General features: G+C 69.2%; 14 protein-coding genes. 12 read left to right on the top strand and 2 right to left on the bottom strand.

From position 1 onward, the window contains the following. Positions 1–20: 20 nt before the first annotated feature. The 4 genes from smc (at position 21) to ffh (ending at position 6,654) form a co-directional block, all read left to right on the top strand. Complete coding sequence (gene smc / locus EEJ31_RS12105) at positions 21–3,551, top strand: chromosome segregation protein SMC (RefSeq protein WP_123046549.1); 3,531 nt, start codon at positions 21–23, stop codon at positions 3,549–3,551. A 123-nt stretch (positions 3,552–3,674) separates the two neighbouring features. Next, positions 3,675–4,550, top strand: coding sequence for a signal recognition particle-docking protein FtsY (gene ftsY, locus EEJ31_RS12100; protein WP_123046548.1), 876 nt, complete (start codon positions 3,675–3,677; stop codon positions 4,548–4,550). A gap of 8 nt (positions 4,551–4,558) precedes the next feature. Continuing rightward, positions 4,559–5,062, top strand: coding sequence for a DUF2004 domain-containing protein (locus EEJ31_RS12095; RefSeq protein ID WP_123046547.1), 504 nt, complete (start codon positions 4,559–4,561; stop codon positions 5,060–5,062). Between the two features lie 29 nt (positions 5,063–5,091). Then, a complete protein-coding gene (ffh, locus tag EEJ31_RS12090; RefSeq protein WP_123046546.1) occupies positions 5,092–6,654 on the top strand; it encodes a signal recognition particle protein in 1,563 nt (520 codons plus the stop codon). On the opposite strand, the gene EEJ31_RS12085 is transcribed toward ffh, so the two are convergent. After that, positions 6,651–7,787 carry a glutamate--cysteine ligase gene (locus tag EEJ31_RS12085; RefSeq protein ID WP_123046545.1) on the bottom strand — a complete coding sequence of 379 codons (1,137 nt, stop codon included), beginning with the start codon at positions 7,785–7,787 and terminating at the stop codon, positions 6,651–6,653. The two genes, ffh and EEJ31_RS12085, sit on opposite strands and share 4 nt — an antisense overlap. A 194-nt stretch (positions 7,788–7,981) precedes the next feature. Here EEJ31_RS12085 and rpsP point away from each other — a divergent pair, with 194 nt between their 5' ends. The 3 genes from rpsP to rimM are packed head-to-tail and all read left to right on the top strand — an operon-like array spanning position 7,982 to position 9,250. Beyond that, positions 7,982–8,395 (top strand): 30S ribosomal protein S16, encoded by a 414-nt coding sequence (rpsP, locus tag EEJ31_RS12080; RefSeq protein ID WP_123046544.1) that lies wholly within the window; start codon positions 7,982–7,984, stop codon positions 8,393–8,395. 2 nt (positions 8,396–8,397) lie between these two features. Continuing rightward, complete coding sequence (locus tag EEJ31_RS12075) at positions 8,398–8,634, top strand: RNA-binding protein (protein ID WP_123046543.1); 237 nt, start codon at positions 8,398–8,400, stop codon at positions 8,632–8,634. Position 8,635: 1 nt separating this feature from the next. Continuing rightward, entirely contained in the window at positions 8,636–9,250 is a 615-nt protein-coding gene (gene rimM, locus EEJ31_RS12070; protein ID WP_233563877.1) for a ribosome maturation factor RimM, read from the top strand. 70 nt (positions 9,251–9,320) lie between these two features. On the opposite strand, the gene EEJ31_RS12065 is transcribed toward rimM, so the two are convergent. After that, complete coding sequence (locus tag EEJ31_RS12065) at positions 9,321–10,001, bottom strand: endonuclease domain-containing protein (RefSeq protein ID WP_158603955.1); 681 nt, start codon at positions 9,999–10,001, stop codon at positions 9,321–9,323. A 407-nt stretch (positions 10,002–10,408) separates the two neighbouring features. Between EEJ31_RS12065 and trmD the strand changes: the two genes are divergently transcribed. From trmD to EEJ31_RS12040, 5 genes are all read left to right on the top strand, one after another. Continuing rightward, entirely contained in the window at positions 10,409–11,155 is a 747-nt protein-coding gene (gene trmD, locus EEJ31_RS12060) for a tRNA (guanosine(37)-N1)-methyltransferase TrmD (RefSeq protein ID WP_123046541.1), read from the top strand. A 9-nt stretch (positions 11,156–11,164) separates the two neighbouring features. Continuing rightward, the gene (locus tag EEJ31_RS12055; protein WP_123046540.1) at positions 11,165–11,677 is read left to right on the top strand and encodes an MFS transporter; all 513 of its coding nucleotides are present in this window, start codon (positions 11,165–11,167) and stop codon (positions 11,675–11,677) included. 164 nt (positions 11,678–11,841) lie between these two features. Beyond that, the gene (gene rplS, locus EEJ31_RS12050) at positions 11,842–12,189 is read left to right on the top strand and encodes a 50S ribosomal protein L19 (protein WP_123046539.1); all 348 of its coding nucleotides are present in this window, start codon (positions 11,842–11,844) and stop codon (positions 12,187–12,189) included. A gap of 65 nt (positions 12,190–12,254) precedes the next feature. Continuing rightward, on the top strand, positions 12,255–13,001 hold the full coding sequence (gene lepB / locus EEJ31_RS12045) for a signal peptidase I (protein ID WP_123046538.1): 747 nt from the start codon (positions 12,255–12,257) through the stop codon (positions 12,999–13,001). Next, the gene (locus EEJ31_RS12040) at positions 13,001–13,645 is read left to right on the top strand and encodes a ribonuclease HII (RefSeq protein ID WP_123046569.1); all 645 of its coding nucleotides are present in this window, start codon (positions 13,001–13,003) and stop codon (positions 13,643–13,645) included. Before lepB ends, EEJ31_RS12040 begins: the two co-directional genes overlap by 1 nt. Positions 13,646–13,650: the final 5 nt, after the last annotated feature.

Genomic DNA, 13,650 nt, shown 5'->3' with positions numbered 1-13,650 from the left:
TTCCGCAGAAGGGGGCGCGCATGTACCTGAAGAGCCTCACGCTCAAGGGTTTCAAGTCGTTCGCGCAGCCCACCACGTTCGCCTTCGAGCCCGGCGTCACCTGCGTGGTCGGGCCGAACGGCTCCGGCAAGTCCAACGTCGTCGACGCGCTTGCGTGGGTCATGGGGGAGCAGGGCGCCAAGACCCTCCGCGGCGGCAAGATGGAGGACGTCATCTTCGCCGGCACGTCCACGCGCGGGCCGCTCGGCCGCGCCGAAGTCGTGCTCACCATCGACAACAGTGACGGCGCCCTCCCGATCGAGTACTCCGAGGTCACGATCTCGCGAACGCTGTTCCGCAACGGCGCCAGCGAATACGCGATCAACGGGCGCACCTGCCGCCTCCTCGACGTGCAGGAGCTCCTCAGCGACTCCGGGCTCGGCCGCGAGATGCACGTCATCGTCGGCCAGGGCCAGCTCGACGCGGTGCTGCACGCGAGCCCGGAGGAGCGCCGCGGCTTCATCGAGGAGGCCGCCGGGATCCTCAAGCACCGCCGGCGCAAGGAGAAGACCCTCCGCAAGCTCGACGCCATGCAGACGAACCTCACCCGCCTGAGCGACCTGGCCGGAGAGATCCGCCGCCAACTGAAGCCCCTCGGGGCGCAGGCCGAGATCGCCCGGGAGGCGCAGACCATCGCCGCGGTTGTGCGCGACGCCCGGGCGCGCCTGCTCGCCGACGACGTCGTCGGGCTGCGCACGGCCCTCGACCAGCACGGGCGCACGGAGAGCGAGCGGCACTCGGAACGCATCGTGCTGCAGGAGCAGCTGGAGCAGAAGCAGCTGCGCGTGACCCGGCTGGAGCAGGCGCAGATAGGCGATGCCGTGGACGCCGCCCGCCGGGTGAGCTTTGCCCTCGAACAGGAACAGCAGCGACTTCGGAGCCTGTACACCCTCGCGAACCAGAAGCTCGCGCTGCTCGGCGCCCAGGCGGAGACGACGGACAGCACGCCGCGGGTGAGCGCAGCAATGGTCGCCGACGCCGAGGCGGAGGTCGACCGGCTGCGCGCCGGCGTCGCTGCCGCAGAATCGGCGTGGGCGGCCGCGCAGGCCGAGACCGGCCGGGCGCGCCGCAGCCTCGACGCCATCGACGAGGAGGTCGCCGCGCAGGCGGCCCTGGTCTCCCGCCACGACCTCGAGATCTCCCAGCTGAAGGGCCAGGCGGAGGCCGCCGCATCCCGGCTCGCGGCCGTGCGCGGCGAGGTGCTGCGGCAGAAGAACGCGCTCGACGCGGCGCTCGAACGGCGACAGGACGCCGAGCGCGATGTCGCGGCGCTCGAGGCCGAAGCGGAGACGGCGGATCTGGGCGAGGGCGGCCGCGGAGACGGGCTGGAGCTCGCGCTGGCATCCGTCGCCGACGCCGAGGCGGCCGTCGAACGGCTTCGCGAGCAGCTGCACGGGTTCGAGCGGGAACGCGACGGTCTGGCCGCGCGCACCAGCGCCCTCTCGCTCGCCCTCGATCAGAAGGACGGATCGGCGGCGCTCCTCGCGGCCGGGCTGCCCGGGGTGCTGGGGCTCCTCGCCGAGCACGTGCGCGTGGAACCCGGGTACGAAGCAGCCATCGCCGCCGGGCTCGGCACGCTCACCGACGGCGTACTCGCCGACACACGCGACGCCGCGTTCGCCGCGGTCCAGCACGCGCGGGATGACGACCTTGGTCGAGTCGAGGTCGTCGTCGCCGAGGCCGCGGCCGGCCGAGGAGACACCACTCTGCCGGCGGGCCTGGTCGCCGCCCGCTCGGTCGTGGAAGCCCCCGCGGGTGTGCTTGCGCTTCTGTCCGACACCGTGATCGCGGAGGACCTCGCGGCGGCACGCACCGCCGAGACGGTGCAGGGTCGCAAAGACCAGCCCGGGCGGTACACCGTGATCACGAAGGACGGCGACGTCGTCGCCGACCAGGTCGTGCGCGGAGGCACCGGTGCCACCCGCAGCAAGCTCGAACTCGTCGCCGAACGCGATGCCGCGAACGCGAAGCTCGCCGCCGTCACCACCGAGATCGACCGGGTGCGCGTGGAGCTGGCCGACCAGCGCACCCTGCTCCAGGAGCACAAGGACCGTTCCGCCCGGCTGCGGGCCGAGGCGCGCGAGCATGAGCTCGCCGCCGCGGCCCATGCCCAGAGGCTCGGGCGCGCCCGCGCGCAGGGGGAGGCGGCCGCCGCCGAGTTCGACCGGCTCTCCGCCGCGCTCGAGCTCGCCGACAACGCCGTCGCCGACGCGGAGGCCGCCTCGGAGCGGGCCCGCGCAGCCCTCGAGGCGGCGCAGTCCCGGCCCCGCCCCATCCTGGACGTCAGCAACCGTGAGGCCGTGCAGGCCGAACTCGAGGCCGTGCGGGAGCGCGAGGTCGAGGCCCGCCTGCAGGTGGAGACCGCCCGTGAGCGGGTCCGCGCCGAGGAGGGCCGCGTGGTGGCGCTCGGCAAGCAGATCGAGCGGGAGCGCGCCGCCGCCGAGGAAGCCGCCCGCAGGGCCGTCATCCGGCGCCGGCAGGTCGAGGCGGCCACCCACGTCGCCGAGGCGCTGCCGGCGCTGCTGGCGTCGGTCGACGCATCCGTTGCCGAGGCGCGGCTGCGGCTCGCGCGCGCGGAGACCGAACGCGCCGGCCAGAACGAGGAACTGGTGCGCTTGCGGCGGGAGGAGAGCGCCGTGCGTGAGCGACTGCAGGCGATCACCGAGTCCGTGCACGGCCTTGAGCTGCAGATCTACGAGAAGAAGCTGCACCTGTCGAGCCTGCTCGAGCGCGCCGGCAGCGAACTCGGCCTCGTCGAAGACGTGCTCGTGGCCGAATACGGCCCGAACGAGCCGGTGCCGGGGGAGGACCAGGGCGACGGAACGCCGGGCCCGTCGACGCCATTCGACCGCGAGGAGCAGCAGCGCCGCCTCGCATCCGCTGAACGCAAGCTCGCGAGGCTCGGCCGCGTGAACCCGCTCGCGCTCGAGGAATTCGCGGCGCTCGAACAGCGGCACAAGTTCCTCACGGAACAGCTCACCGACCTCACCAACACACGCAAAGACCTGCTCACGATCATCGAAGAGATCGACGGGAAGATGCAGACGGTCTTCGCCAGCGCCTTCGATGACACCAAGGCGGCGTTCGCCCGCGTGTTCCCGGTGCTGTTCCCGGGCGGCAGCGGCAGCATCGAGCTCACCGACCCCGACGACCTGCTGACCACCGGCATCGAAGTGACGGTGAAGCCGGCCGGCAAGAAGATCGACCGGCTCTCGCTGCTCTCGGGCGGGGAACGGTCGCTCGCTGCCGTCGCACTGCTGATCGCCATCTTCAAGGCCCGGCCCAGCCCGTTCTACATCATGGACGAGGTGGAGGCGGCGCTCGACGACGCGAACCTCGGCCGCCTGCTCACGATCTTCGAGGACCTGCGCGACACCAGCCAGCTCATCGTCATCACCCACCAGAAGCGCACCATGGAGATCGCCGACGCGCTCTACGGGGTGTCGATGCGGCAGGACGGCGTCTCGGCCGTCGTGGGCCAGCGCGTCGCCCGCGAGGAGGAGGCCTCCTGACGGCCTCGGCGCTGCTGCTCTCGTCGAGACGGACGATTGCGGTCTAGATGGCCCGGCACGCCTGTGCGTCTCGGCCGGAGGTGTCCGTCTCGGTCGATGTGGGCCGCGCCCTAGGCTAGGAGCATGGCAGAACGCACCCCCTGGTCGCTTTCCGGCGCGCTCCGCGGCATGTTCGCGAAGAAGACGATCGACGAGACCACCTGGGACGACCTCGAGGATGCCCTGATCCACGCGGACTTCGGGCCCGACGTCACCGAGGAGGTCGTCGACGACCTGCGCGCCAAGGTGGAGAGGTACAAGACGACCGACCCGAAAGACCTGCAGCGGATGCTCCGCGAGGGCATCGAGGAACGGCTCGCCAAGCTCGACCCCACCCTCAAGCTCACCGAGCGGCCGGCCGTGGTGCTCGTGGTCGGCGTCAACGGCGTCGGCAAGACCACCACCATCGGCAAGTTCGCCCGGTTCCTGCGCACCTACGACCGGAAGGTACTCATCGGCGCCGCCGACACGTTCCGTGCGGCCGCCGTCGAGCAGCTCGCCACGTGGGCGGAGCGCGCCGGCGTCGACATCGTGCGACCTCAGGCCCAGGGCCAGGACCCGGCGTCCGTCGCCTTCCAGACGGTCGAGAAGGCCAAGAACGAGGGGTACGAGATCGTGCTCATCGACACCGCCGGGCGGCTGCAGACCAAGGGCGGCCTCATGGACGAGCTCTCGAAGATCCGCCGGGTGGTCGAGAAGCAGGCGCCGATCGCCGAGGTGCTGCTGGTGCTCGACGCCACGACCGGGCAGAACGGGCTCGCCCAGGCCGAGGCGTTCATCGAGCACGCCGGGGTCACCGGCCTCGTGCTCACCAAGCTCGACGGGTCGGCCAAGGGCGGGTTCGTGCTCGCCGTGCAGGACAAGACCGGCATCCCCATCAAGCTGGTGGGCCAGGGTGAGGGAATCGGCGACCTCACAGGCTTCACCCCGCACGTCTTCGCACAGAAGCTGGTTGGTTGAGGAGCAGCATGAGCATCGAACACGACTTCTTCGGGATCCTCGGCAGCGACGACGCCGGCGAGGTGTACTGGTCGGACACCGCCGAACTCGGCGACCAGAGCGTCGACATCGACCTCAGCTCGCCCGATGAGGACTCCGTGTCGGTCGAAGCCCTCGACATCGCTGCGGCGATGATCGGCTCGCTCGAAGACCTCGACTCGCAGGCGCGGGAATCCCTGGTCGCCGAGCTCAGCACCGAGAACTCGGCGACGCTGCGCTACATCGCGCAGACCCTCGAGGAGCTCGACGACGACGCGATCGACGACGCCATCATCTGGGACTCGGGCGACCGGCAGATCGACTTCCTGCGGTCGCTGCAGTTGCAGCGCGTCGGCTTCCACCCGCACCACAAGGGCAGCGAGGAGCATTTCGCGGTGCTCGACTACTCGATCAGCCCCGACGAGACGGATGCCGTGCTGGTCGTCACCCTCGACGTCAACGCCGACACCGTCGACGTCGCCATCGAGAGCTAGCCGTCCGGCACGGGTAAACTGGGGGGACAATGGCTACTTTTGGAAACCTCTCAGACCGCCTGGCCGAGACCTTCAAGAACCTCCGCACCAAGGGCAAGCTCTCCGCAGCGGATGTCGACGGGACCATCCGTGAGATCCGTCGCGCCCTGCTCGACGCCGACGTCGCCCTCACGGTGGTCAAGGACTTCACCGGCAAGGTGCGCGAGCGCGCCCTCGGCGACGAGGTCAACAAGGCGCTGAACCCGGCGCAGCAGGTGGTGCAGATCGTCAACGAGGAGCTCGTCGAGATCCTCGGCGGCCAGCAGCGCCGGCTTGAGTTCGCGAAGCGTCCGCCGACCGTCATCATGCTCGCCGGCCTCCAGGGCGCCGGCAAGACCACGCTGGCCGGCAAGCTCGCGAAGTGGCTCGCCAAGGACGGCCACACGCCGATCCTCGTCGCGGCCGACCTCCAGCGACCGAACGCCGTCACCCAGCTCCAGGTCGTCGGCGCCCAGGCCGGTGTCCCGGTGTTCGCCCCCGAGGCCGGCAACGGCGTCGGCGACCCGGTGCGCGTCGCCCGCGACGCCGTGAAGTTCGCCGAGCAGAAGCTGCACGACGTCGTCATCGTCGACACGGCCGGCCGCCTCGGCGTCGACGCCGAGCTCATGAAGCAGGCCGCCGACATCCGCAAGGCCACGAACCCCGACGAGGTGCTCTTCGTCATCGACGCCATGATCGGGCAGGACGCCGTCGCCACCGCGAAGGCGTTCCAGGACGGCGTCGACTTCACCGGCGTGGTGCTCTCGAAGCTCGACGGTGACGCCCGCGGCGGCGCTGCGCTCTCGGTCGCCTCGATCACCGGGCGCCCGATCATGTTCGCCTCCACGGGTGAGGGTCTCGACGACTTCGAGCCGTTCCACCCCGACCGCATGGCCAGCCGCATCCTCGACCTCGGTGACATCCTCACGCTCATCGAGCAGGCACAGAACGCGTTCGACGAGGACGAAGCGCGCAAGGTCGCCGAGAAGTTCCGCACCGACACCTTCACGCTCGATGACTTCCTCTCCCAGATGCAGCAGCTGCGCAACATGGGCTCCATCAAGAAGATGATGGGGATGCTGCCGGGCGCCGGCGCCATGAAGGCGCAGCTCGACAACTTCGACGAGCGTGACATCGTGCGCACCGAGGCGATCATCCAGTCGATGACGAAGGCGGAGCGAGCGACCCCGAAGTTGCTCAACGGATCCCGCCGCCTGCGCATCGCGCGCGGCTCCGGCACCACGGTCACCGAGGTGAACCAGCTGGTGCAGCGGTTCGAACAGGCCGCGAAGATGATGAAGACCGTCGCCAAGGGCGGCGTGCCGAACATCCCCGGCATGGGCCCCATGCCCGGCGGTGGCTTCGGCGGCGGACGCGGCAAGCAGCAGCCCAAGAAGAAGGGCTCCAAGTCGGGCAACCCAGCCAAGCGCGCCGCCGAGAACGCCGCCCTCGCCTCGGGCGCCAAGCCTGCCGGTGAGAAGGCCGGCACCGGCTTCGGACTCGGCAATGGCGGCACGGGCGGTGCGCCCTCCGAGGCGGACCTCGCCGCCCTGCAGAAGATGCTCGGCCGCTAGGGGATCAGGCCGTTCTTCAGCTCGCGGCTGAGCGAGGCGACGACCACCGACAGGTCGCCCCAGTGCGAGGCGGCCACCTTGCGCTGGCGCTGGTAGCTCGCGCCGTGCTCGAGGATCAGGTCGAGCGACGCGAGCTCGGCGACGCACCCGAGGCGTTCGGCCACGGGCCCGAGCGCTCCCATCAGCCGCCGCACCTCGTCGGTCACCAGGCGTTCGTTCGCCGCCGAGTCGAGGATGATCTCGGCGTCGAGGCCGTACCGCGCCGCGCGCCACTTGTTCTCGCGCACGAACCAGGGCTGCATGGTGGGAACCGGGCGGCCGGCGTCGAGCTCCGTCGACATCCACTCGACGAGGCACTGGATGAGTGCCGCGATGGCGCCGAGCTCCGAGGGCGTCGATACGCCGTCGCACACCCGGACCTCGATCGTGCCCCAGCGGGCCGAGGGACGGATGTCCCAGCGCACCTCGGTCGCGTCGTCGATGATCCCGGTCGTGATCATGTCATCGACGTAGCCCTCCCATGCCGCCCAGTCGGGCAGGTGCCAGGGGAGGCCTGCCGTGGGCAGCTGCTGGAACATGAGGGCCCGGTTCGACGCGTATCCGGTGTCGACGCCCGCCCAGAACGGGCTCGACGCCGACAGCGCCTGCAGGTGCGGAATGTAGGTGGTCAGCCCGTTCAGGATCGGGATGACCTTGTCGCGGTCCTCGATGCCCACGTGCACGTGGATGCCCCAGATCATCATGTTGCGGCCCCACCACTGGGTGCGCTCGATGAGGCGGTGATACCGCTCCTTGTCGGTGACGGTCTGGTCGAACCACTGCCCGAACGGATGCGACCCGCTGCACACCGGGTCGACGCCCAGCGGATCGGTGACCGCGCGCACCTCCGCGACCTGACCCTGGAGGTCGGCCACGGCATCCGCCACCCTCTCGTGCACCCCGGATACCAGCTCGACCGTGTTCAACAGCAACTCCCCGGTGATGTGCGGGTGGTCGGAGCCGTCCGGGCCGCGCAGGGCGTCCAGCACCCGGTCGGCGACGGAGACGAGGTCGCCGTTCAACCGGTCGACGAGGGCCAGTTCCCACTCGATGCCGACGGTGGATCGCCGTGATCGGGCGAAGTCGATTCCCATGGGCCATCCTCCGATGCATCGGGCGTTGCCTTCGATTATCACAAAGGCCCCGGCATCTGGCAGAATGGTAAGTCGAGTTCTCTGGCGTCCGACCCTCTAATCCGATGCCCGGGAACCCCTTTGAGCTTGTGCCGAGTGTGCCCCCACGCTCACGGCCCGCGGTTCGCCAAATCTGAAGAACACACAGGAGAATTGTGGCTGTCAAAATCCGTCTGAAGCGCATGGGCAAGATCCGTGCACCGTTTTACCGTGTCGTCGTCGCCGACTCGCGCACCAAGCGCGACGGTCGCGTGATCGAGGAGATCGGCCTGTACCACCCGACCGAGGAGCCCTCGGTCATCAAGATCGACTCCGAGCGGGCGCAGTACTGGCTCTCCGTCGGCGCCCAGCCGACCGAGCAGGTCGCCGCCCTCCTCAAGCTCACGGGCGACTGGGGCATCTTCAAGGGTGACAAGAACGCCAAGAGCACCGTCAAGGTCAAGGAAGAGAAGGCCGCGTTCGTCGCCGACGAGAAGAAGAAGCCGGTCCTGAAGCCCAAGGCCGAGAAGCCCGCTGAGAAGCCGGCTCCCGCCGAGGACGCCGCCGCGCCCGCAGAGGACCAGGCCTGACCTTGCTCGCTCCCGCACTTGAGCACCTCGTCAAGGGGATCGTCGATCACCCGGACGACGTGACCGTCGCCGCCAAGAACTCCCCGCGCGGCGAGGTCCTCGAGGTTCGCGTGAACCCCGAGGACCTCGGCCGGGTCATCGGCCGCTCCGGCCGCACGGCGAAGGCCCTGCGCACGCTCGTCGCGGCCCTGGCCGACGGCAAGCGCGTGCGCGTCGACGTGGTGGACACCGATTCCTAAGGTGAACGACCGCACTCCTCCGCACGCCCAACTCCGGGTGGGGCGCCTGACGAAGGCCCACGGGCTCAAGGGCGCGATCAAGCTGGAACTGTTCACGGATGACCCGGGGCGACGATTCGTCCCGGGCGCCGTGTTCACCCTCCAGGTGCCGACCAGCTCACCCTGGCACGGCAAGAAACTCGAGCTCGTCGAGCTGCGCTGGTACAACCAGCAGCCCGTCGGGTTCTTCAAGGACGTTCCCGACCGCACCACGGCCGAGACCCTCGCCAAGGCGATCCTTTGGATCGACCAGGACGACGACGCCGACTCCGGCGAGGACGACGCCTGGTTCGACCACCAGCTCGTCGGCCTCCGCGTGATCCGCGACGGCGAACAGGTGGGCACCATCAGCCGCCTCGAGCACCTGCCCGCGCAGGACCTCCTGATCGTGAAGACGCCGACCGGCGAGGTGATGGTCCCCTTCGTGAAGGCGATCGTCCCCGCCGTCGACGTGCAGGCCGGCACGGTCACCGTGACGCCGCCGACCGGCCTGTTCGAAGAGCTGCCGCCCGAGGCGGAAGCGGGGCCCGAGGCATCCGTTGGCCCCGACCCTGCTGACACCGACCCCGTCGATTAGTCGCAGGTGAGCCGCCTATCATCGCTCGTCGACGGATGCGATGCGGCAAGGCTGCGTCTGATCGACACGTCTACGGGAGGAACGTCGCGAGTCCGGCCCTCCGGTGCACGGGCTGCCACCGATGCTCCTGCCGCCGCACGATCGTAAGGAGCGCCCTCTCGATCGACGGCCAGTCGTTCATGACCCTTCTGTAGGTCACGCGTACGACCAGATAGCCCTGCTCGACCAGCGCGAGATCCCGCGCACGGTCCCGCTCGTACGCCTGCGGCTTGTCGTGGTGCCTGCGGCTGTCCAGTTCCACCACCAGACGGTCGCCGACCAAGAGGTCGATCCAGCCAATCCCGGGAACGTTCACCTGGCTGCGCACGCGGACGTTGAGAGCCCGTAAACGCAAGCGGGTGAGAGTTTCGAGACCCGAGCCGCAGCCTGGGTCGACGAGGGTCATCATCCACTCGTGCGAGTCGGGCAGGCCCGCCAGTGCTGCGCGAAGGCGCTCCCATGACAGCAGCTTGCTGTTCAGGAGCGAATCGAAGGCGACGATAGCGTGGTCCCTGGGGAGGCACACGGCGGCGCAGCCTGCCGCGTCATCGATGAGGTCAGTCGGCTCCTGTGGATTCGCAAGCGCCGCCCGCCAATGCGTCACGACCTCAGGGCGTCCGCGCCACTCGTCGAGCCTGACGTCCCGCGCGACAGGCGACCGAAGCGCCGAGTGCGCATATCGCACGCTCACGTGCAGTCGGTCGTCCGGCATGACCCAAACCCCGTGCAGACGCAAGAGCGAAACGCAGGTGAGGCGCCCGCCCACGCGGAGTGCCTGGACGACCGGTCCCGTGGTCGCCGGGGTGCTGTACCAGCGCGGCCGTATCCGAAGCGCGGTGCCGCTTCGGACCGCCCGCTCAATCGTCTTTTGGGCGAGTCCGGCCCGGCGGAGGGTCTCGACGTGCGCCACTCCGCCCTGCCGGGCCAGTGCATCCGCTACCTGCATGCGTCCACAGTGGCGGATGCTCGAAGTCGGGCAGGCGCATTCGTAGGGATCTGTGGAAAACCCGCTCCGGCATCCGGTGTCGATCTCATGCAGCGGCCGAGCTACGCAGCTCCCGAAGAGCGCTGCCGGCCGCCACGGCTGCCGTTTAGCGACACGGCAATAGAATTCAGCTCATGCGCATCGACATCATCACGATCTTTCCGGCGTTCTTCGATGCGCTCGACATCTCCCTGCTCGGCAAGGCGCGCCAGACCGGCTTGATCGATCTCCAGGTGCACGACCTCCGCGACCACACGCACGATCGCCATCGCACCGTGGACGACACCCCGTACGGCGGCGGCGCCGGCATGGTCATGAAGCCGGAGCCGTGGGGCGACGCGCTCGACGCCGTGCTGCCCCAGGCGACGGATGCCGCGGCCGGCCCCGCGGTCGACGGCCCGCTGGTGATCTTCCCGTCACCCGCCGGCGTGCGATTCGACCAGGCCATGGCTCGCGAACTCGCCGCGGAGGAGCACCTCGTGTTCGGCTGCGGACGCTACGAGGGCATCGACCAGCGGGTGGTCGACCACTACGCCGCGCGCACCCGGGTGCGCCTCGTGAGCCTCGGCGATTACGTGCTGAACGGCGGCGAGGTCGCCGTCATGGCGATGATCGAAGCCGTCGGCCGCCTGATCCCCGGGGTGGTGGGCAACCCGGAGAGCCTCGTCGAGGAGTCCCACGAGAACGGCCTGCTGGAATACCCCAGCTACACCAAGCCCGCCAGCTGGCGTGACCTGGAGGTGCCGCCGGTGCTGCTGAGCGGCAACCACGGCGCCATCGCCGCCTGGCGGCACGACCAGCAGCTCGAACGCACCCGACGGGTGCGGCCCGACCTTCTGCCTGAAGCGAACGCCGAGAATACACACAGCACGCGCGGATAGTGTGAACGCGTGCTGATCAGACGTGCGTTCTTCTACTGGCAGTTCATCGCCGCGGCGGTGCTGCCCCTGTGGCTGGTCGTCGGCTGGCCGATCTTCGGTGCCGGCGGCTGGAAGATCCTCGGCGTGTTCGTCGGCGCCGTCCTGCTCGGGCTCGCGCTGCTTCTCGTCGCGGTACTGAACTACGCCCGCAAGGACGTGCGCCGAAAGCGCATCGTCTCCTGGCCAGACGTCGCGCTGCTCTCCGTCTGGCACGCGCTGATCGTGTTCGTCGGCTTCTACGCCGACGTGGCCCCGTGGGTCTCCGTCCTCGTCATCGTCGTCGGTGTCGCCGCGTTCTGGCTGTCGGCGTGGGAGCTCTACGACGCCGCGCGGCGCCGGGTGCGCACGGTGATGACCCAGATCGACGACCTGACACACCCCGTCACGCTGGCACCTGGCATCCGTCGCGACCCGCGCGGCTCACACCGGCTCGAACCCGACGCGAGCGTCATCGTGGTGCCGGAGCGGGACGCCGAACGCTGACGTTCGCCCGGCGGCGGCGTTTTCCGGTTTGCGGCCATTCATGGCAGAATAGGCGTTTGTGCCGCGGCACGACTCTGCCATAGGGGAGTCAGCACTCATCGCGGCCTTTCCATTCACACTTACATCCGTGCTCGACCTGTGGCGGGTACAGAGAGCGAAACATCATGCATATTCTCGACCAGGTGGATGCCGCCTCCCTCAAGTCGGACATCCCGGCCTTCCGCGCCGGTGACACCGTCAAGGTTCACGTCAACATCGTCGAGGGCAACCGCTCGCGTATCCAGGTCTTCCAGGGCGTCGTCATCGGCCGCTCCGGCGAAGGCGTGCGCGAGACGTTCTGCGTTCGCAAGGTCAGCTTCCAGGTGGGCGTCGAGCGCACCTTCCCGGTGCACTCCCCGGTGATCGACCACATCGAGGTCGTCACCCGCGGTGACGTGCGCCGCGCGAAGCTGTACTACCTGCGCAACCTCCGTGGCAAGAAGGCCAAGATCAAGGAGAAGCGCGACCGCTAGTCGGCACCGTCGTCCTGACCTGAGCTCCTCACCCCATAAACTGGGTGAGGAGCTCAGGCGGTTTAATGACAGAAGATACTTTGCACTCGCGATCAGATCGCCGGGAAGCCGATTCACGGCGCAAGAAGCGCAGTGCTGCGCTGTTCGTGCGCGACCTCCTGGTCATTTTCGTGGTCGCGCTCCTCGTCTCGTTCCTGATCAAGACGTTCCTCATCCGGTCGTTCTACATCCCGTCGGGGTCGATGGAGGACACGCTCCTCATCAACGACCGCATCATCGTCAACCAGCTCGAGCCGGGGCTGATCCCCGTCGAGCACGGCGACGTCGTTGTGTTCAAAGACCCGGGCGGATGGCTGCTGCCGCAGCCGCCCGTCGAGCAGAACCCGATCGCCGCGAGCCTCAGCTGGCTATTGTCGCTCGTGGGCCTCGCCGCCCCCGACAGCAACGACCACCTCATCAAGCGCGTCATCGGGCTGCCCGGCGACCATGTGACCTGCTGCAATGCGCTCGGCCAGATGAGCGTGAACGGCGTGCCCCTCGACGAGCCGTACGTGCTGTTGCCGCCCGGGGCGACGGATGTCTCGAAGGACGACTTCGACGTCGTGGTCCCGCCCGACTCGTTGTGGGTCATGGGCGACAACCGGTACAACTCCAAGGACTCCCGCTACAACGGCAACACGCCCGGGAAGGGCTATGTGCCGATGGAGGACGTGGTGGGCCGGGCGTTCGTGATCAGCTGGCCGATCAGCCGGTGGGGCTGGCTCGACGACTACCCCAACGTGTTCGCCGGCGTCGAGAAGGCCAGCGGATGATCGTCGCGACCGACCCCACCCTCGAGGTCGAGCAGTCCCTGTTCGCCGGGGGAGCGAGCTGTGTGATCGGATGCGACGAGGTCGGCCGGGGCGCCCTGGCCGGGCCGGTCGCGGTGGGGCTCGCCGTCATCAACGCGGCCGTCGCACCGCTACCCGCCGGCATCCGTGACTCGAAACTGCTGAGCGAGCCACGCCGGGAGGCTCTCGCCCCGCTCGCGCTGGGCTGGGCGCTGCACTCCGCGGTCGGCCTCGCGACGCCCGCCGAGGTCGACGAGTTCGGCATCATCGCGTGCCTCGGCCTCGCCGGCAAGCGCGCGCTCGCGCAGCTGCACCACGCGGGCGTCGACATACGCGGCAGCGTGGTGCTGCTCGACGGGAACCACGACTACCTGAACGCCGCGCTGTCGAACCCGGTGACCGTGGCGACCCGCATCAAAGCCGACCGGGACTGCGGGTCGGTGGCGGCGGCATCCGTCATCGCAAAGGTGCACCGCGACCGGCTGATGATCGAGGCGCACGAGGAGTCACCGCACTATGAGTGGGCGTCGAACAAGGGCTACGGGAGCGCGACGCACCTGGCTGCCATCGAGCTGCACGGGCCGAGCCGCCACCACCGCAAGTCGTGGCTGCATCAGTCAGCGTAGAATTG

It is taken from the genome of Cryobacterium tepidiphilum, assembly GCF_003716325.1.
In the GTDB taxonomy this organism is placed as follows: Bacteria; Actinomycetota; Actinomycetes; order Actinomycetales; family Microbacteriaceae; genus Cryobacterium; species Cryobacterium tepidiphilum.
This window is presented reverse-complemented; position numbering and strand designations above follow the sequence as displayed.

Coding starts and splice junctions, on each gene's coding strand:
- smc (WP_123046549.1), top strand. CDS start 21: ATGTACCTGAAGAGCCTCACGCTCAAGGGTTTCAAGTCGTTCGCGCAG.
- ftsY (WP_123046548.1), top strand. CDS start 3,675: ATGGCAGAACGCACCCCCTGGTCGCTTTCCGGCGCGCTCCGCGGCATG.
- EEJ31_RS12095 (WP_123046547.1), top strand. CDS start 4,559: ATGAGCATCGAACACGACTTCTTCGGGATCCTCGGCAGCGACGACGCC.
- ffh (WP_123046546.1), top strand. CDS start 5,092: ATGGCTACTTTTGGAAACCTCTCAGACCGCCTGGCCGAGACCTTCAAG.
- EEJ31_RS12085 (WP_123046545.1), bottom strand. CDS start 7,787: ATGGGAATCGACTTCGCCCGATCACGGCGATCCACCGTCGGCATCGAG.
- EEJ31_RS12065 (WP_158603955.1), bottom strand. CDS start 10,001: ATGCCGGACGACCGACTGCACGTGAGCGTGCGATATGCGCACTCGGCG.
- trmD (WP_123046541.1), top strand. CDS start 10,409: ATGCGCATCGACATCATCACGATCTTTCCGGCGTTCTTCGATGCGCTC.
- rplS (WP_123046539.1), top strand. CDS start 11,842: ATGCATATTCTCGACCAGGTGGATGCCGCCTCCCTCAAGTCGGACATC.
- lepB (WP_123046538.1), top strand. CDS start 12,255: ATGACAGAAGATACTTTGCACTCGCGATCAGATCGCCGGGAAGCCGAT.